We start from the raw sequence: 17,249 nt of genomic DNA, 5'->3' as shown, positions 1-17,249 counted from the left end.
AGAAAGGTTCAGGGTTTGCTGCGGATGATCTGCAGGCCCTTGAGTAAATTCAGCGCCTGGGTCAGCTGGTAGTCCTTTTTCGAAGCCAGCTCGCGGTTCGGCAGCTCGGCCGTCTCGTCGCCTTCGTCCTGGTCGCTGTCCTTCGCTTCGTCGGGCTTCGGCTGCGCGGGTAGCGGCTCCTTGCTTGACGGTTTGGCGGGCACTTCCGGCTTCGCGGCCTCGGTCGCCGGCTGGGTGTTGTTTTCGAGGTGGTGATCAAGGTTCGCTTCGCGCAAGCGTTGCCGCGAGCCGCCATTGGCCGTTTCCTCAACGACAATGTCGGGGCTGATGCCTTTGGCCTGGATCGAACGCCCCAAAGGCGTGAAGTAGCGTGCCGTCGTCAGCTTGATGGCGGTGTTTCCGGGCAGGGGCAGAACGGTCTGCACCGAGCCCTTGCCGAAGCTGGTCGTTCCCATGACGATGGCACGTTTGTAATCCTGCAGCGCGCCGGCGACGATTTCCGACGCCGAAGCCGAGCCACCATTGACCAGCACCACCATCGGTACTGTGCGCGCCTCGGCAGGCAAGCGCTTGATGTAATCGTCGCGGCTGCCACGCAGATAGTCTGCCGGCGAAGCGTGGAACTCGTGCTTGGCGTCGGGGGCGCGCCCATCGGTCGAGGTAATCAAGGAATCCGGCGGCAGGAAGGCCGCCGATACGCCTACGGCACTATTCAACAGGCCGCCCGGATCGTTGCGCAGGTCGAGAACCAGCCCCTGCAGGGGTCCAGGTTTGGTCAGGTCCTGGAGGTGCTTGACCACCGCCGCACCGGTATTTTCCTGGAAAGAGGTGACGCGTAGATAGCCGTAGCCGTCGTCAAGCCGTTTCGACTTGACGCTCTGCACCTTGATCACTTCGCGGGTCAGCGCGATTTCTATCGGTTTGCTCTCGCCCTTGCGCAGGATCGACAGTCTGATCTGCGACTGCGGCTTGCCGCGCATGCGCTTGACCGCTTCGGTCAGGGTCAGCCCTTTGACCAGCGTATCGTCGATCTTGAAAATTAGGTCTCCCGGTTTGACGCCAGCGCGATCTGCGGGAGTGTCCTCGATCGGTGACACCACCTTGACCAGGCCATCTTCCATGCCGACTTCGATACCGATGCCGCCGAACTCGCCTTGCGTACCGACCTGCAAGTCCTTGAAGGCGTCGGCATCGAGGTAAGTCGAGTGCGGGTCCAGGTTGGAGAGCATGCCGCTGATCGCGTGCGTGATCAGGGCCTTGTCGCCGACCGGTTCGACATAGCCCTTCTTGATGGCATTGAAGACCTCCGCGAAAGTGCGCAACTCTTCCACAGGCAGACTCGTGCGAGTCTCCTTTTCGGCCAGCGCCGAAAACTGCAGGCTGATCAGAACGCCACCAAGAACTCCGGCGCAAAGCAGCCCGGCCTGTTTCCACTTACTCATTTCTCTCACTCCGTGCGGCCTCATCTGCGCTTGACCCATGCCAGCGGGTCAAGCGGCTTCCCGTCATGGCGGATTTCAAAGTATAAACCGGATTCCGGGTTGCCACCGGTGTTGCCGACGGTGGCGATGGTCTCGCCACCGCGGACATCGTCGCCGACCTGTTTCAGCAGGGAATCGTTGTTGGCGTAGACCGACAGGTAATCGCTGCCGTGGTCGACGATCAGCAGATTGCCGAAACCGCGCATCCATTCGGCAAAGACGACGCGGCCAGTCGCGATACTGCGCACTTCGCTGCCGGTCCCCGCACGGATGAACAATCCCTTCCAGGTACTGCCTTCCTGGCGTGCGCTACCAAAGCGATTGGTCACCGAGCCCCTGGTTGGCAGGTGCAGGGAGCCTTTCATTTGTGCCAGGTTGCCGACGAAAGCTTCAGCCGGCGAGGCTTCGCGTGGCGCCTGCTGGCGCGTTGGCGGGGGAGCTGTCCGGGCAGGCGCCGGAGAAGGCGCCGGAGGAGTCGTCGGGGCAACTTCCCGGGGTGTTTCCGGGCGCGGCGGTTTGCTTGCCAAGGCTTGTTCCCTGCCCGCGCCAGCGTCCGGCTGGGCCGGCTGCTGCTGCCGGGCTGCGCGCTGCGCTTCCTGGCGGGCGAGTTCCTGCTGCGCCAGGGCTCGTTCGCGTCGTTCGGCTGCCTCGCGCTCGGCTTCTCGTCTTTCCGCGTCGCGGCGCTCTGCTTGCCGGCGTTGCTCTTCCCTGCGCTGCGCTTCCCGGCGCGCTTCGGCCGCTTTGGCGGCGATGATTTTCGACAAGCGATCGATGAGCTTTGTGAGGCCCTTCTCGTCACCCTGGAGCTTGCCAATTTCCTGCCGCTGCGCCGCGATCTGTTCCGCCAGTGCGTCCAGCGTCGCCTGGCGTTGCGCCCGCTGCGCCAGCAGTTTGGCGTGTTCTTCGCCCTGTTTGTCTTGCGCGGCGGCGAGTTGTGCTGCCTGTTCCCGGGTATCGGCGACGAGCGTTTTCTGACGCTGCAGGCTGGACTCGATCTCCAGCAGGAGTTGGCTGCGTGCTCGCCCAATCGCTTCCAGATAGTACAGATCGCGCGCCAGCTGATAGGGGTCGTCGCCATTTAGAAACAGCTGCAGCGCATCCGGGTTGCCCCGCAGGTACTGCCGGTAGAGCAGCTTTTCGAGCTGTTGCTGCTGCAGGCTGAGGCCCTGTTCGAGCGCTTTCGACTGTCCGTCAAGGTCCTTGAGGGTGCTCTGCCGCGCGGCGATTTGCTCCTTCAGCAGGTGCAGATCGCGCTGGGTCGATGAAATCGACCGCTCGACGTCCTTGAGCTGATCCGCCGATTCCTTGCGTGAACCTTCGGCAGCGACCATCTCCCGGCGCAGGGCTTCGATCTGGCTGCGCAAGGACTTCAGGTCACCCTGTTTTTCGGCGACGGCGCTTGTTGAGGCCGTATCCGAATCCCCCACGTCCTTGTCGCTGGCAGCGGCGGAAGTTGCTGCCAGCAGTGCGCTGGCGAGCAAAACCATGGCCAGCCGGCGCCCGAGTTCCCCGCGTGCCGCGCGAGCTGCTGCTGCCGGAAGCTGTGTGTGGGCACGCTCCCCCAGCCGCAGCACGGCAAGGCACGCCTTGGCCGCAGTGTGGTCCGGCGTTGCGGCGTTGAAAGTTATGGCGGTGGTTTCGGTCAATGAACGGCGCACGCCTGGCAGAAACGTGATTTGGCTGGAGAGAGCTGGAAGGGTGAGATGGTGAGATCGCTAGACCGCTGGACCAGCACTTCGAGAGGCCGGCAAGCACGGTATTCTACGCTCACGTGCAAGGCGTGCGGAGCACCCCTTGGCGGGTGGTTTTGTTCTATAATCGCCGATTATATGATAAAAGGCGACTCTGCCGTAACGTGCCTATCCGGACCAGCATCATCGACAAGCAGGAGCATATCGAACAGGCGGCACGTGCGCTCAAATCGATATCGCATCCCTTGCGCCTCAAGATCCTTTGTGTGATCGGCGATCAGGATGCCTGTGTACAAGAGATCGTCGACGCCGTGGGTACTTCGCAAAGCAACATTTCCCAGCATCTTGCCATACTGCGCGAAAAGGGCGTTCTGCTGGCGCGCAAGGACGCCAACCGAGTTTACTATCGCGTTGGCGACGCGCGCACCCTGCAGTTGATTGGCATGATGCGCGAGGTGTTCTGCGGCGATTAGGCAAGCGCCTTAAGGGTGCGCGCGCGCGCTGCGCGTCGGTCCTGGCGAGTGGGTGGGCTAGGGTCTCGTTGCGGGTACGGTTTGGTCTTTCGCCATTTTTCGCGTCAATTTCTGGAGTTTCGATTGGAATTCATTCAGCAGAACCTTCTTCTGGTGGCTGTCGCTGTGGTCAGCGGCACGCTGCTACTCGTACTTACGGTGTATCGACCCGGCGGCTCGCGAGCGGTGACCACAAGCCAGGCAACGATGTTGATCAACCGCGAGAATGCGCAGTTGCTGGATATCCGTGAAGCGAGTGAGTACGTTACCGGACACCCGGTCGACGCGCGCAATATTCCTGTCGGATCGCTCGATGAACGTGTCGACGAACTGGCACAGTTCAAGGACACGCCGGTGATTCTGATCTGTCAATCTGGCGCCCGCTCATCTGCCGCCTGCGCCAAGCTGGCCAAGCTCGGTTTCTCCAGGCTGCATTCCCTGGAGGGGGGCGTTGCCGCGTGGGCCGAAGCCGGCCTGCCGCTGAAAAAGGGTTCGCGGAAGTGAGCGGGTTGCAGCGGGTGTCGATGTACGCCACGGGCGTTTGCCCTTTCTGTGTTCGCGCCGAGCAACTGTTGCTGGCCAGAGGCGTCGCCACGATCGACAAGATCCGCATCGATCTCGATCCTCGGCGCCGTAGCGAAATGCTCGAGCGGACCGCCAGGCGTACCGTTCCGCAGATCTACATCGGTGAGACGCACGTCGGCGGTTTCGACGATCTCCTTGCTTTCGATCGAGCGGGCAAGTTGTTACCCCTGCTGGCGGGTGACGCTGCCTGACAGCGGCTCACCGAGTGAGCGTGAACTTCCCCACAATTGTTTTCAATCCCCAACCATAGGCGCAAAAGAACCATGAGCGAACAAGAAACCCCGAACCCCGTCTTTGCCATTGAGAAGATCTACGTCAAGGATCTCTCGGTCGAAGTGCCGAATGCGCCTCAGATCTATCTCGACCGCGAGACGCCGACGATCAACATCCAGTTGCAGACCAAGGCGCAGGGTATCGGCGAAGGGCTCTTTGAGGTCGCTTTGACGGCCACAGTGACGTCCAAGATCGGCGAGAAGACTGTTTTTCTCGTCGAAGTCGGTCAGGCGGGAATCTTCCGTGTTCAGAACGTGCCGAGCGAAAATATGGAGCCCTTGCTGTCGATTGCCTGCCCCAATATTCTCTACCCCTATGCTCGCGAAGTCGTTTCCGACGCCGTGACCCGCGCCGGTTTCGCACCGGTCATGCTGCAGCCGGTCAATTTCGAAGCGCTTTACATGTCTCGCCTCCAGAGCCAGCAGGAGGAGGCGGCGAAAAATGCGCCTCAGACTGAGCCTGGCGACGCGACCATTCAGTAAGGGGCAAGCCGTCGCCAGAAGCGAGAAAGCCTCGGCGATGAAGCAATCGCTGACCGTGTTGCTCGCGGCAGGCCTTGCCGTGCCGGCCCTGGCGATCGAGTTTCGCACCGTCGCCACGGCAGCGGTACTCTACGATGCTCCTTCGCCAAGAGGCAAAAAGCTCTTCGTCATCAAGCGTGATACACCGGTCGAACTGGTCGTCCACCTCGAAGGCTGGGCGAAGGTGCGCGACTCGGAGGGCAGCATGGCCTGGATCGAGAGCAAGCACCTCGCGATGCGACATTCGGTGGTCGTAACCGCGCCACGTGCGCAAATCCGACAAAGCGCGGACGAAGCCGCGGCCATGGTCTTCGAAGCCGAGAAGAATGTCGCCCTCGATTACCTCGAAGGCGTCGCCGGTGGCGGCTGGGTCAGGGTTCGCCATCGCGATGGAGCGTCGGGCTACGTCCGCGTCGATCAGATCTGGGGTCAGTGAACACATGAAGTTGACGGTACTGGGCGCTGGCGCCTGGGGTAGCGCCTTGGCTGCTGCTTTCAGTGATCAGCATGCCGTGACGCTGTGGGCGCGCGAGCTGGAAGTGCGGCGCAGCCTGCGCAACAAGCGCGAAAACACGCGCTATCTTCCAGGCCACCGCTTTCCCGAGGCCTTGTGTATTGGCGAGGATTTTGGGGCGGCCGTGGGCGATGCCGATCTATTGTTGATTGCGACGCCGATCGCTGGTCTGCGAGCAACGCTTTGTCGCTTGCGTGATGCCGCTGTGGCGAGCCCGCTGATCTGGGCGTGCAAGGGCCTGGAGGCCGAAACGGCCCTGCTGCCGCACCAGATCGTCGCCGAAGTGCTCGGCGCGCAGCGCTTGTGCGGAGCCTTGTCGGGCCCGAGCTTTGCCGACGAGGTGGTGCGCGGCCTGCCGACAGCGGTGACCCTGGCGGCAAACGACATCGTTTTCGGCCAGCAGACGGCTTTGGCCTTGCATAGCTCCCGCTTTCGCATCTATGCCAACGACGATTTGCCCGGTGTTGAAATCGGCGGAGCGGTGAAAAACATCATGGCCATTGCCACCGGCGTCTGCGATGGTCTCGGCCTCGGTCTCAATGCCCGTGCGGCGCTGATTACACGTGGACTCGCGGAAATGGCGCGCTTTGGCGTGGCGCTCGGCGGACAGGCGGAGACTTTCATGGGGCTGGCCGGGATGGGTGACCTGATCCTTACCTGTACCGGCGCTTTGTCGCGCAATCGGCGGGTGGGTCTGGAACTCGCCGCCGGCAAGACGCTGTCGCAGATACTCCGCGACCTCGGGCATGTGGCCGAGGGCGTCGGCACGACGCGCGAAGTGGCTCAGCTGGCGAGCCGACTGGCGATAGAGATGCCGATTACGCAGGCGGTCGACGCCATCCTCTATCGTGATGAACCGGCCGCATCGGCGGTCGACAAACTGCTCAACCGCGATCCGAAGTGCGAGGGGAGCTAGCCGGCTGCTCGCGTCGCCAGCGTCGCGCGGCCGGAAGCGGCGTCAAAAGTTCTCGGAGTTCGTGAAACTTTCTCCGTGGTCGCGTGCCTTAAGGCGCTCTTGAAGTTTGGTCGTGTCGTTCTGCTGCCACAAATACGGAACCTGTAGCCCCTATGCTGCGCTCGCCGCCGCGGCGAACCAGCCCTGCTGGCGCATCACCCTGAATAATTTGTAGTAGAAATGATGGATGACGGCACGAGAATTGCTTTGTTGCCGATATGCCCAGCCATCAACGGAGGTAGGCAAACGATGTTTAGGAAACTGTTTTCTCGTCATTCGCTCGGCGGGCAGCTGCTGCCGAACCGCGTCGTCATGGCGCCAATGAACCGCAACCGTGCGACCGACTGGCAGCTCGCGCCGCCAGCGATGACCGCCAGATACTATGCGCAGCGCGCCTCCGCCGGCTTGATCATTGCCGAGGGCACGCCGGTTTCGCCGCAGGCTCGTGGTTGCGCCCGCACGCCTGGAATCTACAGCGGCGCGCAGGTTGCCGGTTGGCGCAAGGTGACCAAAGCGGTGCATCATGCCGGTGGCCGCATCTATCTGCAGCTCTGGCACGTCGGGCGCGTTGGCCACAGCAGCTTGCGCGCGGACCGCTCTCCGCCTGTTGGGCCGACCGGAATCGGCCTGCACAGTGACCGGGTGCCGATTCTCAACGGCGGCGCCGAGCCGGTGATGGTGCCCTGCGAGGCGCCGCGCGGACTGGCGACCGAGGAGGTGCGGCTGATCATCGCCGATTTCGTTCGCGCCGCCCACAATGCCGTCGCAGCGGGCTTCGACGGCGTCGAGATTCACGCCGCGAACGGCTATTTGTTCGACCAGTTCCGTTGCCCGTACGTAAACGACCGTGGCGACGAGTACGGTGGCTCACTGTCCAATCGCTGGCGCTTTTTGCTGGAAACGGTGCACGCCGTCGCGGCGGCGATCGGCAGCGCACGCGTCGGTGTGCGAATCTCGCCACTGGGTACCGCGCACGAGATGCAGCCAGATCCGGATCCCCTGGTCAGCTATGGCTATCTCGCAACGCGGCTGAAGCTCTTGCGGATCGGCCATCTGCACGTCTATGACCAGGAAGGGAGCTGGATCCACGATCGTCAGGGCGAGCTTCTGCCGCACCTTCGCGCCTGCTTTCCGGGCACGATGATTCTCTGCGGAGGCTTCGATCGCGAACGCGCAGAAGCGGCGCTGCGTGCCGGGAGTGGCGATCTGATCGCCTTTGGCAGGCACTTCATCGCCAACCCCGATCTCGTCCAGCGTTTGCGCATCGGGGCGCCGCTGGCGCCCTGGAACTCGACGACGATCTACAAAGGAGGGGCGAAAGGCTACATCGACTACCCGTCACTCGACGCTGCCGCTGTTACGGCGGCGTGAGCGTCGGCGGTCGGCGGTTAATGTGAAAGTCGCGCAAGCAACTCACGAAGCGCCCTTCTCCCCTCGCGGGAGAAGGGTCTGGGTAAGAGGGAAACGGTCATGACTTTCATGATTCGGGGTATCTCGACATGTCATGACCGTTAGTCGGGGCCGTGTTCTCCAAGCGCAGAACTCTTGATTGCAGCTTATGGCCTTTTTTGAGCACTATTGCACCCTATCAGCGCGGCGCCTCTTCGGCTTGGCGAGCGGCGATATTGTAGGCTGCGATCAGCGCTAGCGGGATCCAGGTCAGGAACCAGTGCTCTTTCGGTCTGGACAGGATCCAGCCACCTTCCGCCAGTCCAGCGCCAGCACCATAGATCAGCAGCGCGCCGCCAACCAGGAAGCCCTGGCGGTGTCTATTGCGCCAGCAAAGACTGAGAGCCACCGCGTTGAGGGCCAGCCATAGAGACAGACCGACGATGCCCGTGTAGTACAGAACGCCAAGGGCAAAACTGTGGGGTTCGCTGAATGGCACAGCAAAATCCTTAATGTCAATGGCCAGGGAGGCTCCGACCCCAAAGCCCAGCCAAGGGTGCTGGCTGATCTTTGCCAGTGCCTGATGCCAGATTTCAAGGCGATAGGAAGCGCCGCGCCCGAGGAGCGCATCGGGATGCAGCAGGAGCAAAGCCACCAAGGCTGATATGCCCGCCGCGACGAGTATGATCGAACGTTTATTCCAGCAGGCGATGGCTAGCCAAACGCAAACCAAAGCCGTAGCGACGAGCGGTGAGCGCGAGCCGGTCGCTAGCAGAGCGCCTCCGAAAATTACGGCCGGAGCGAATGCCAGGCAGGCTTGGCGTCGCGGCAAGGTGATGCCCACAGCGAGCCAAAGAGTACAAAAGAAACCGAAAATATGTGAGCTAAGCAGGGGATTGTCCAATGCGCCTGGACCAACGAGTCTCTCGCCAGGGGCCCAGGCAATGGCGAATGTGCCCAGCGAGTACATCGTCAGCGGAATCATCAGCAAGGCGCCAACAAGTGTGCTCTGTTCGAGCCGCTTACTGGCTTGAAGGCTTAGCAAAGAGCAAGCGGCAAATAGCAGTAAGACGTACAGAGGCTTTTTCAGCATGCTGCCGATAGAGGTGTCGGAGTCTGACCAGCTGCCGCTGAGCAGCGACCAAGTAGCGAAGGCCAGGAAAAGAATGACGATGGGCTCGCGCAACAGCACCCTTAGTGTTGCGGGTCGCAAGAGCATCGCTATCGCGGCGGGAGCTGCGATCAGGAGGTAGAAAAACTTGTGGTAGATGCTGCGATCAGGCAGCACGACCAAGCCGACCAGCAAGGTCACGTAACCTAGGGGGAGCAGCCAATTGCAGATGAAAGAAAAGGCTTGTTGTGAGCGTGTCAGCACCAAGGGTGGCATCTTTCTATATCCTCAACAACGATTGGGTTGAATTCTTCCACGAGTCGGCTGGTGTCGGTTGCAGGCCGCGTGTAATTTATGAATTCCAGCCACAGACAGGGTTTTGCGATGCTTTCAGGCCTGCTCGAAAGCTTTTCACGAATGCGGCTCTGCGCCAGAGAAACGCTGGTCCAGCCCGACATATACCTATGGTATAGTTCGGCTGGCAAGCTCGAGCGAGCCCCGATGAAACAGGTCAGTTCTCTCCAGCTGTGGTTTGAACGCAGGCAGCAGCGCACACGGGGTAAGCGGTTTCTTGCCGAGAGTGAAGGATCATACGGTGGGTGGACCGGTTCGCGGTGATTGAATCGTACTCGTCGTTGCGAACAGGAACACGAGGCGCTGCCCGACCTCCGGGCATGGCAATGTTTCGGCAATTCCGCTTTCTCCTGGAGGACCATGGGCCAAGGAAATCGACGTCTGGAGCCGGCTTGATCACGCGCCATGGCGCCATGGCGCACGAGGCGATCATCGCCGTATCGAGGTCGTTCCGGAACGAAGTCAAGGCACGCGAGTCCGAGAGGCCCCAAACTGCGGTTTGCGAGTTTCCAGATGTCCACTTTATGGTCTGAAAGACATCCTAATGGGAAAAGCTTCCGGTCGATCGGCTGCAGGCAGCTACCAGGTTTGCCGGGATCTCCGCTGGCGCCGTCAGGGACCAAGCTTTCGAGTGTGAAGAATGACAAATAGGCGAATCAAGGTCTTGCAGCTGCAGCCCGACTACAACGTCAAGGCGCACGATTTCGCCGACCTCGCCGAACAGATCGTCAAGGCCTTGCCGGCTGAGCGCTACGAGATCGTGGCCGCGTTCCTCCGCGGTAAGCCGCAGCAGGACGAGCCAGTAAGTCGGGCAGATCGCTCGGTCTATTTCGAGTTTTCCGATGCGCAACTGAAGGGCTTGCGCTTGCAGGCCATGTGGCAGCTCTATCGTTTCTGCCGGGCAGAAAGCTTCGATGTGGTGATCTGCAACCGCTTCAAGCCGGTCAATATGCTCTTGCAGTTGAACCGCTGGCTGCGAGTGCCGTTGTGCATCGGAATTTCCCATGGCTTTGGCGAGTACGGGCGCTACTACCGGCGCCTGCAGGCCAAGTCTCTAATCGACCACGCCTGGCGCTTCGTTGGCGTCTCGCCGGCAGTCAAGCAATACTTGCTCGACTGCAAATGCGGCTTTACCCAGCAGAATACTGTGGCCATCACCAATGCCATTGATATCGCGCAGGCAGAGGGTCTGCAGCTTCCTCGCGATGAGGCGCGCCGCTTGTTGGGGATCGATCTACAGGTGCGTCTGCTGGGTACCTGCGGCCGTCTGGTTCCCGTCAAGGGGCATGTTTACCTACTCCAGGCTTTCGCCCGGTTGAAGGATGTCTCATCCGCGAGCGACGCTCGCGATCATCGGAAGAGGGCGCGAAGAGCCGCGATTGCTGGCTGAGGTTGACAGGCTCGGCTTGCAGGGGCGAGTTCACCTGCTCGGCTTTCGCGCCGATGCCTTGCAATATATTCGTGCCTTCGATATCTGGACGATGCCTTCCCTGGCCGAAGGCCTGGGGCTGGCCTTGCTCGAAGGCATGAGCGGGCACCTGCCGGTGATTGCCTCCAGTGTGCCTGCCATGCTGCCGTTGATCCAGGGAGCAGGTGGTCTTGCCGTGCCGCCAGGAGACGTCAATGCGTTGACCACCGCATTGGCAGATTACCTTCAGCTGAGCGATCAGGAGCTTCAGGAAAGGGGCGAGCGAGCCTACGCCTATTTGTGCGCCAGCCACGATATCGAAAGCTTCCGTCAACAGTACCTGCGACTCGTCGAAGAGTCGCTGGCCCAGCTTGGCCGTTCGTCATGAACAGAGATCACGAACTAGTCACCGTCATCATCGCCTCCTATAACCATGGGCCCTATATCGAGGCGAGCATCCGCAGCGTGCTGGAACAGACCTATCCCTATGTGGAGCTACTGGTCATCGATGATGGCTCCACTGATGATAGTGTCGAGCGCATCCGGCGTTTGCAGGCTGAGCATGGCTTTTTCTTTATGGAGCAAGCGAACCAGGGCTTGACGCACACCCTCAACGCGGCCATCAAGCAAGCCCAGGGCAGTCTGATCGTGTCCTTCGGTTCGGATGACATCATGCTTGCCGAGCGCTTGGCCAAGCAGGTCGCCTATTTGCGGGACAAGCCGGAAGTGGGGATCTGTGCGGGCAATATCGAACTGATCGATGCCGCTGGACGAGCGTTCCCGGAAAAGCGACAGCGTCGCGACGTGCCTTTTCGCCGGCTGGATTTCGAGGATGTGTTCATGGAGCGCAAACCCTACCCGCCAGCGCCTACTTTGATGTTCCGCAAGGAGGCCTTGCTGAAAGTCGGCGGTTTCGACCCTGAAATTCGGCTGGAAGATCTCTTGATCGAGTTGAAGATCACCCATGCGGGCTACTACATTGATTGCCTGGGCGAAGTGCTTGCGCGTTATCGCAAGCACGCCAGCAACTCGTACAAGAATCATCGCTTCATGGTCGATAGCATTCTCAAGACCTATGCCGTGTTTGGCGAGCATCCGCAATACGATTGGGTCCGCTACCGTTTTCTCAACTCGATGTTTCTCAAGTGCTCCAATCGTGATCGTGGCTTGGCCCGTGAACTGTTGGCGCAGATTCCCTTCAAGCGCTGGTCGAAGAAAACCTGGCGGGGCCTGATGAGGCTTTACCTATTGCCATTGGAGAAGGGCTGAATCGAAATGGGCTTTTGGGCAAGATTCCTGAAGCGACGCGCCAACAAGCCAACAAGCCGATACGCCGCTTAGCCAAGTTCTATCGTGGACCAGCGAAGTTCCTGGCGCGCTATCCGCAGTATCAGATTGGTCTGGGAACCTACGGTATTCCCATCGTCCATGACTGGCAAGAAGGCGCGACGCTCAAGCTGGGCAGCTACACGTCGATAGCCGAGAATGTGGAAATCTTCCTGGGCGGCCATCATCGTACCGACTGGGTCAGTCTCTACCCGTTTCCGGCGATGATCCCCGAGGCCGCCGGGATTCGCGGATACGCGATAACGCGTGGCGATGTGCTTATCGGTAGCGACGTCTGGTTGTGCAGTAACGCCGTCATCCTGTCCGGGGTCACCATCGGCCATGGCGCGGTGGTCGCTGCTGGTGCGGTGGTTAGCCAGGACGTGGCGCCTTATTCAGTGGTGGCGGGAAACCCGGCGCGGCAGATTCGCTGGCGCTTTCCCGAGGCGACGCGGCAGGCGTTGCTGGCGGCAGCGTGGTGGGATTGGCCCGAGCAGGAAGTACGCAGCCTTAGCTGCTTGCTGTGTAGCGAGCAGATCGAGGCCTTTCTGGACTACGCTCGGCAACGTGAGCTGCGGCAGGCAGTTGACTGACTGCGGCGTCTTCGGTCAGCCGGAAAACTGGCTGCCGAGCTGCTTTGCGGCCGGCTTTCAGAGCCTGGCATCGTGTTCGCTCCAGGTCTGCATGCAGCCGTGCGCCCAGAACTGGCGCCGCGCCGCGGCCAGCGAGAAATGGGCTTCGAGGTGCGCCAGTTGTGCCCTGACGAGGTCCGTCCGGGCGCCATCGTGCAAGGCACGGACGGCATGCATGCGGGAGCACAGAGTGTCGGTGTCGCCGAGCGGAAAGCGCCACTCGGCAGCAGCGACCACTTCGCGGGCGCCGCCACAGTCGCTGGCGACGACTGGAATCTCGGCGGCCATGGCCTCGAGTAGCACCATCCCGAAGGGCTCGTGGTCCGAGCTCAGGACAAAGCTGTCGAAGGCACGGAAGTAGCGGTCCATGCCCGGCACCTGGCCGAGAAAGCGCACGCGGTCGGCGACGCCCAGTTCGGCGGCCAGCGCCTTCAGCGAATCGTCCAGGCGACCGTGTCCGGCGATGGCCAGCAGCGCGTCGGCGGGTTGCAGGCCGGCGAAGGCGCGGATCAGCGTTGCCTGGTCCTTGTCCGGGTGCAGGCGGCCGACATTGCCGAAGACGTAGGCGTGGTGTGGCAGGTCGAGCGCGCGCCGCGCCTCGTCCCGGGGCTGCTGCCGAGCCTGTAGCGGGGCCCGTTCGACGTGGTTGTACTGCGTCCCTATGCGCTCTGCCGGCCAGCGCGGCAGGCAGGAGCGAAGATCGTTGCGCACCGCATCGGAGACTCCCAGCAAGGCCAGTCGGGTGGCGAAGGCTCCGGCAAACAGGCGCCTTCCCAGGCGCTGGTAGTCGCCATAGGCGTGATGGACGCCGATGACCGGGAGGTCCAGCGCCAGGCAGCAGGCGTAGATGGGCTTGAAGCGATGGGCGATGGCCAGCGAGAAACCCTGTGCTTGCTGTAGCTGGCGCAGTTTCCAGAGGGCTGCCAGCTTCAGGCCGCGCACCTGCCGCGAGTCGAAGCCGAGAAAGAGGACCTCGTCGCCGCCGGATCTGCGCACCACCGCGGCGTCGGCTTCGCCGGTGAGGTAGACGGTCGTCATTCGCCAGCCACGGCCCGCGAACAGCCTGGCCCACTGGCAGGTGACATCCGTGAACGGCGCGCCATAGCTGTGGCAAAGCTGCAGCACGTGGCGCGGTTCAGCCGACATCCTAGTAATCCTCCATGTTGATCACGAGCGGCTCCTTGCCGCCGAGCTGGGGGCGCGCTCCAGGCTGACAAGTATATCGTGCCAGCCATAGCCTGCGCTTATCGCCAACGCCGGGCATACGGCGCCGTAATTGGTTTATCCTTCCAGCCGTGGCTGTGGCTCGCTTGCACAGTTCAACGACACCCCACCACGAGCGTTCGGAGATTCCTCCGGGCGCTGCCAACCGCGAGGATTCCGGCCGTCATGACCCGCTTCTGCACACGCTCCGCCGGCGCATGTTGAATCGCCTGCGAGTCTGGCGCGAGCGCGGCTGGACAGAAATCGATGCCGCCGCTTATGCCGCCGCCTGGCAGCGCTGCGGCGGCAGCGTGTTCACCCATCCGGCTGGTCGTCGAGCGACTCTCGGCGCTGGCGGGAATCCCGGTGCGCTACCTCGGCTATTTCTCCGGCGAGCAGTTGCTGGCGGCGATTCCCTGCTGGGGGCGCTACCTCGCGTTGGCGAAGGAGGTGCTGAAAAAACGCGGTCAGCGCGGGCTGTTCGATCTGGGCAATGCCGAAGTGATCTTGCCGATCGACGCGCAAGCCTGTGTGCCGGTACGCCAGCGCATGCGTTACGTCTCCGAGCTAAACGCCGGACGGATCAGCGAACTCAAGGCGCAGCCGGAAGGCCTGGCGCTGGCGCGTGCGCCCGAGGACTACTCGAAGAAGTTTCGCTACAACCAGCGGCGCGAACTGCGCCTGCTCGAAGAGGCCGGCGGGCAGGTACGCCAGATGCTCGACTTCTCGCCGTCCGAGCAGGCCAGCATGTATGCCGATCTCTTCCGGCGCCGCTGGGGTTTTGCGGCCAGGGGGCACGCGCATCTGGCTGAAGTGTTCGCGCTGCTGCGCGAATTCATGGCCGGGGCCATCCTTTTCCGTCAGGAGCAGCCGATTGCCGTGCAGATTCTCTATCGCGTCGAGGCCCCGGCGTGGATTTCGCTCGAATACATCAATGGCGGTGTCGATCCCGAAACGCGTGACTTCAGTCCCGGAAGCGTGCTCAGTTTCATCAATACGCAGAGCGCCTGGGCAGACGCGCGCGCGCTCGGCAAACCTTTGCGCTTTTCCTTTGGTCGTGCCGATCGCGAGTACAAGGATCGCTGGTGCCACCGCGTGCCGGCCTATCGAATCTAGGATGCAGCAGGCCCATGACGTCAAGAAAACAGCAACTGCTGAAGCGCTATCGCCAGCGCAAGCGCCTCTTGCTGCTGGCAGCCCTGATAGTGCTCGTCGCCCTCGGCTTCTTCCTTGCCTGGTGGCTGCTGCCGCTGTTGTTGCTGTGCGCCTGGGTGGCGCACGAAGCCTGGTTCGCCGACCACCTGTTCTATTCTCCACAGGACGACTACCAATATGCTTTCCCGGCCGAAACGGCGCAGCAGACCGTCTCGTTGAGCGACGGCCGAGTGCAGTTGAGCGTACCGCTGGCGGCCGGCGAGACGCTGCTTCTCGAGCTGCACTTACGCAGCACCCTGCTCGGTCACTGTCTGGACCCACGGGTCGTCCTCGGTGACGACCGACAGGATTTCGAGCGCGGCGTCAGAGGGCGGCGCTATCTGAACCTCTCCGGGCAAGCGGCCGCATTGGCCAACGGCGACTTGTCGATCAGCGGTCGTTTCTGCCGGCTGCCGGCGACCGCCACCCTCTACGTGCTGGGCAACCCCGACTACGCGCAACGGCGAATGATGATCATCGCGCCACACGCCGACGACGCCGAGCTGGCGGCTTTTGGCCTCTATAGCCGTGCTGCCGCGGCCGCTGAGGCTGGCGAAGCCCCGGATCTGACCATTGTGACCCTGACGCAGGGTGAGATAGAAGCCGAGCGTTATCGCTGCCTGGGCCTGGAAGCGACTGCCGCGGCGCGCCTGAAAGGGCGCTTGCGGACCTGGGACAGCCTGGCCGTGCCCCTCTGGGGAGGTGTCCCGCAGAGCCGATGCGTGCAGTTGGGCTACTACTGCCTGCAACTGCGGGCGATGCTTTCCGAACCCGAGCGCGCGTGGGCTTCACGCGAGTCGGCTGAAGCCGATGTGCGCTCGGCGCGAGCGCATAATCCGTTTCCTCTGCCGGCCGATGCCGACGGTGTACCGTGCGGGAACAACCTGCTGGCCGATCTGGTCGCCTTGCTCGAGCACTTCCGCCCCGAATTCGTCGTCATGCCGCACCCCGAGCTGGATCCGCACGCCGACCACGTGGCCGGCGCGCAGGCGCTGCTGCTGGCGGTCGAGCGCTCGTCCTGGAAGCCCGCAACCAGCCTCCTCTACGCCAATCACCTGCACGACAACGACCGCTGGCCAATGGGTCCGGCGGGGCAGGGCATCGCCCTGCCGCCGGTGCTGGCGCCGCTGCCGCCCGATGCCCTGTGGAGCCCCTGCCTGAGCGCCGCCACGCAACTCGACAAGGCCATGGCACTGGCCATGCAGCACGACCTGCAAGGATTGCTACCGTTCAAGAAACGCTTGCGGCGCGCGATCCAGAAACTGCTCGCCGCTCGTCAATGGCCGGCCAGCGGTGAGAACGAGTTCTTTCGCAAGGCCGTTCGGCGCCATGAGCTGTTCTGGGTTCGCCCCTTCGCTCAGCAGCGTTTGGCGGGCGCTGATCATCTGGGCGTCGCTGACAGTCCACCGGCAGCCAGCGTATAATCCCTGACTTGACGATGTCGCTGATTAAAGCTGTTTTTTGATGGGGAGTAGGGCAGATGGCCTTGTACGAATCCGAGCACACCAAGTTCATGCGCGAGATGCTGGCCCGGCACCCGGAGTGGCTTGAAGACCAAAGCCGTGGTCGGGCGATCTTCTGGGACAGGAAGACCGATCTCGAGGAGCAGAAAGCCTACCGGGAAGCCAGCGAGCCGCCTCGCCCCTATCCCTACGACGTCAATTTCGAACAGCAGTAGGCGGCTTCGTCAGGGAGTTTGCGACAAAAAGCGACCAGGCCCGCACAGGGCCTGGTCGCTTTTTGCGCTGCTCCGACTTGACCGGTGGGGCCGGGACGGTAGCGCTGCCCGCTTACCGAGAAGCGGACATGCCTCGCCTTAGGCGATCTCTACGAATATTAATACCATTCAAGCGGGTCGGATTGAGATGTCCCACTTGGGTAGGAGTGGGTTTCGTTCCCGCCTGGACTTGACAGATTGCATGGCATCCTTGACCACGGTGATTCCTTTTTGATAGACCGTGCCGCTCAGTTCGACGACGGGATGAACGCCTTTCCAGGTCATGCTCTTGGCCCACTCCAGCATCGTTTGGGCGTCGGTGAGCTTGGCACCGTTTCAGTGCTTTTCCAGGATTCCCCGGCAACGCTCCACCGGATTGTATT

16 protein-coding genes and 2 pseudogenes are annotated in these 17,249 nt (G+C 62.0%); 13 read left to right on the top strand and 5 right to left on the bottom strand.

Annotated features, from left to right (window positions below; all coding sequences use genetic code 11):
• Positions 1 to 8: 8 nt before the first annotated feature.
• Both V5B40_RS12040 and V5B40_RS12035 read right to left on the bottom strand, forming a co-directional pair.
• Entirely contained in the window at positions 9 to 1,442 is a 1,434-nt protein-coding gene (locus tag V5B40_RS12040; RefSeq protein WP_332354719.1) for a S41 family peptidase, read from the bottom strand.
• A 20-nt stretch (positions 1,443 to 1,462) separates the two neighbouring features.
• The gene (locus V5B40_RS12035) at positions 1,463 to 3,127 is read right to left on the bottom strand and encodes a murein hydrolase activator EnvC family protein (RefSeq protein ID WP_332354718.1); all 1,665 of its coding nucleotides are present in this window, start codon (positions 3,125 to 3,127) and stop codon (positions 1,463 to 1,465) included.
• 209 nt (positions 3,128 to 3,336) lie between these two features.
• Between V5B40_RS12035 and V5B40_RS12030 the strand changes: the two genes are divergently transcribed.
• From V5B40_RS12030 to V5B40_RS12000, 7 genes are all read left to right on the top strand, one after another.
• Positions 3,337 to 3,645, top strand: coding sequence for an ArsR/SmtB family transcription factor (locus V5B40_RS12030; protein WP_042335199.1), 309 nt, complete (start codon positions 3,337 to 3,339; stop codon positions 3,643 to 3,645).
• 123 nt (positions 3,646 to 3,768) lie between these two features.
• Positions 3,769 to 4,188 carry a rhodanese-like domain-containing protein gene (locus tag V5B40_RS12025; protein WP_332354717.1) on the top strand — a complete coding sequence of 140 codons (420 nt, stop codon included), beginning with the start codon at positions 3,769 to 3,771 and terminating at the stop codon, positions 4,186 to 4,188.
• Between the two features lie 20 nt (positions 4,189 to 4,208).
• Positions 4,209 to 4,460 (top strand): glutaredoxin 3, encoded by a 252-nt coding sequence (grxC, locus tag V5B40_RS12020; RefSeq protein ID WP_332354902.1) that lies wholly within the window; start codon positions 4,209 to 4,211, stop codon positions 4,458 to 4,460.
• Positions 4,461 to 4,532: 72 nt separating this feature from the next.
• The gene (gene secB, locus V5B40_RS12015) at positions 4,533 to 5,024 is read left to right on the top strand and encodes a protein-export chaperone SecB (protein WP_332354716.1); all 492 of its coding nucleotides are present in this window, start codon (positions 4,533 to 4,535) and stop codon (positions 5,022 to 5,024) included.
• Complete coding sequence (locus V5B40_RS12010; RefSeq protein WP_332354715.1) at positions 4,984 to 5,499, top strand: SH3 domain-containing protein; 516 nt, start codon at positions 4,984 to 4,986, stop codon at positions 5,497 to 5,499. Before secB ends, V5B40_RS12010 begins: the two co-directional genes overlap by 41 nt.
• 4 nt (positions 5,500 to 5,503) lie before the next feature.
• Positions 5,504 to 6,493, top strand: coding sequence for an NAD(P)H-dependent glycerol-3-phosphate dehydrogenase (locus V5B40_RS12005; protein ID WP_332354714.1), 990 nt, complete (start codon positions 5,504 to 5,506; stop codon positions 6,491 to 6,493).
• Positions 6,494 to 6,781: 288 nt separating this feature from the next.
• Positions 6,782 to 7,903 carry an alkene reductase gene (locus V5B40_RS12000; protein WP_332354713.1) on the top strand — a complete coding sequence of 374 codons (1,122 nt, stop codon included), beginning with the start codon at positions 6,782 to 6,784 and terminating at the stop codon, positions 7,901 to 7,903.
• Positions 7,904 to 8,120: 217 nt separating this feature from the next.
• Here the strand turns inward: V5B40_RS12000 and V5B40_RS11995 are convergent, their stop codons facing one another.
• Positions 8,121 to 9,308 (bottom strand): O-antigen ligase family protein, encoded by a 1,188-nt coding sequence (locus V5B40_RS11995; RefSeq protein WP_332354712.1) that lies wholly within the window; start codon positions 9,306 to 9,308, stop codon positions 8,121 to 8,123.
• Positions 9,309 to 10,026: 718 nt separating this feature from the next.
• Between V5B40_RS11995 and V5B40_RS11990 the strand changes: the two are divergent.
• The 3 genes and pseudogenes from V5B40_RS11990 (at position 10,027) to V5B40_RS11980 (ending at position 12,713) form a co-directional block, all read left to right on the top strand.
• A pseudogene (locus V5B40_RS11990) lies at positions 10,027 to 11,182 on the top strand (glycosyltransferase family 4 protein).
• On the top strand, positions 11,179 to 12,063 hold the full coding sequence (locus V5B40_RS11985) for a glycosyltransferase (RefSeq protein ID WP_332354711.1): 885 nt from the start codon (positions 11,179 to 11,181) through the stop codon (positions 12,061 to 12,063). Before V5B40_RS11990 ends, V5B40_RS11985 begins: the two are co-directional and overlap by 4 nt.
• A 14-nt stretch (positions 12,064 to 12,077) precedes the next feature.
• Complete coding sequence (locus V5B40_RS11980; protein WP_332354710.1) at positions 12,078 to 12,713, top strand: CatB-related O-acetyltransferase; 636 nt, start codon at positions 12,078 to 12,080, stop codon at positions 12,711 to 12,713.
• 57 nt (positions 12,714 to 12,770) lie between these two features.
• Here the strand turns inward: V5B40_RS11980 and V5B40_RS11975 are convergent, their stop codons facing one another.
• Positions 12,771 to 13,898: a glycosyltransferase gene (locus tag V5B40_RS11975; RefSeq protein WP_332354709.1), complete on the bottom strand. Its 1,128-nt coding sequence runs from the start codon at positions 13,896 to 13,898 to the stop codon at positions 12,771 to 12,773.
• A gap of 275 nt (positions 13,899 to 14,173) precedes the next feature.
• Here V5B40_RS11975 and V5B40_RS11970 point away from each other — a divergent pair.
• The 3 genes and pseudogenes from V5B40_RS11970 to V5B40_RS11960 all read left to right on the top strand — a co-directional run bounded on the left by V5B40_RS11970 (position 14,174) and on the right by V5B40_RS11960 (position 16,827).
• Positions 14,174 to 15,071 (top strand): annotated as a pseudogene (locus V5B40_RS11970) (GNAT family N-acetyltransferase).
• 14 nt (positions 15,072 to 15,085) lie between these two features.
• Positions 15,086 to 16,573: a PIG-L deacetylase family protein gene (locus V5B40_RS11965; protein WP_332354708.1), complete on the top strand. Its 1,488-nt coding sequence runs from the start codon at positions 15,086 to 15,088 to the stop codon at positions 16,571 to 16,573.
• A gap of 56 nt (positions 16,574 to 16,629) precedes the next feature.
• Positions 16,630 to 16,827, top strand: a complete 198-nt coding sequence (locus V5B40_RS11960) for a DUF3460 family protein (RefSeq protein WP_332354707.1) — start codon at positions 16,630 to 16,632, stop codon at positions 16,825 to 16,827.
• A gap of 168 nt (positions 16,828 to 16,995) precedes the next feature.
• On the opposite strand, the gene V5B40_RS11955 is transcribed toward V5B40_RS11960, so the two are convergent.
• Complete coding sequence (locus V5B40_RS11955; RefSeq protein WP_332354706.1) at positions 16,996 to 17,151, bottom strand: ISAzo13-like element transposase-related protein; 156 nt, start codon at positions 17,149 to 17,151, stop codon at positions 16,996 to 16,998.
• Positions 17,152 to 17,249 lie beyond the last annotated feature (98 nt).

This window comes from Candidatus Accumulibacter meliphilus, from assembly GCF_036625345.1.
Taxonomy (GTDB): Bacteria; Pseudomonadota; Gammaproteobacteria; order Burkholderiales; family Rhodocyclaceae; genus Accumulibacter; species Accumulibacter meliphilus.
Note: the sequence above shows the minus strand (reverse complement) of the source record. Positions and strands in the feature narration are given on the sequence as shown.

Bases quoted from the DNA above. Each gene is read 5' to 3' on its own strand.
- V5B40_RS11975 (WP_332354709.1), bottom strand. From the start codon at position 13,898: ATGTCGGCTGAACCGCGCCACGTGCTGCAGCTTTGCCACAGCTATGGC.
- V5B40_RS11965 (WP_332354708.1), top strand. From the start codon at position 15,086: ATGACGTCAAGAAAACAGCAACTGCTGAAGCGCTATCGCCAGCGCAAG.
- V5B40_RS11995 (WP_332354712.1), bottom strand. From the start codon at position 9,308: ATGCCACCCTTGGTGCTGACACGCTCACAACAAGCCTTTTCTTTCATC.
- V5B40_RS12040 (WP_332354719.1), bottom strand. From the start codon at position 1,442: ATGAGTAAGTGGAAACAGGCCGGGCTGCTTTGCGCCGGAGTTCTTGGT.
- V5B40_RS12005 (WP_332354714.1), top strand. From the start codon at position 5,504: ATGAAGTTGACGGTACTGGGCGCTGGCGCCTGGGGTAGCGCCTTGGCT.
- V5B40_RS11960 (WP_332354707.1), top strand. From the start codon at position 16,630: ATGGCCTTGTACGAATCCGAGCACACCAAGTTCATGCGCGAGATGCTG.
- V5B40_RS12010 (WP_332354715.1), top strand. From the start codon at position 4,984: ATGCGCCTCAGACTGAGCCTGGCGACGCGACCATTCAGTAAGGGGCAA.
- V5B40_RS11955 (WP_332354706.1), bottom strand. From the start codon at position 17,151: ATGACCTGGAAAGGCGTTCATCCCGTCGTCGAACTGAGCGGCACGGTC.
- V5B40_RS12000 (WP_332354713.1), top strand. From the start codon at position 6,782: ATGTTTAGGAAACTGTTTTCTCGTCATTCGCTCGGCGGGCAGCTGCTG.
- V5B40_RS11985 (WP_332354711.1), top strand. From the start codon at position 11,179: ATGAACAGAGATCACGAACTAGTCACCGTCATCATCGCCTCCTATAAC.
- secB (WP_332354716.1), top strand. From the start codon at position 4,533: ATGAGCGAACAAGAAACCCCGAACCCCGTCTTTGCCATTGAGAAGATC.
- grxC (WP_332354902.1), top strand. From the start codon at position 4,209: ATGTACGCCACGGGCGTTTGCCCTTTCTGTGTTCGCGCCGAGCAACTG.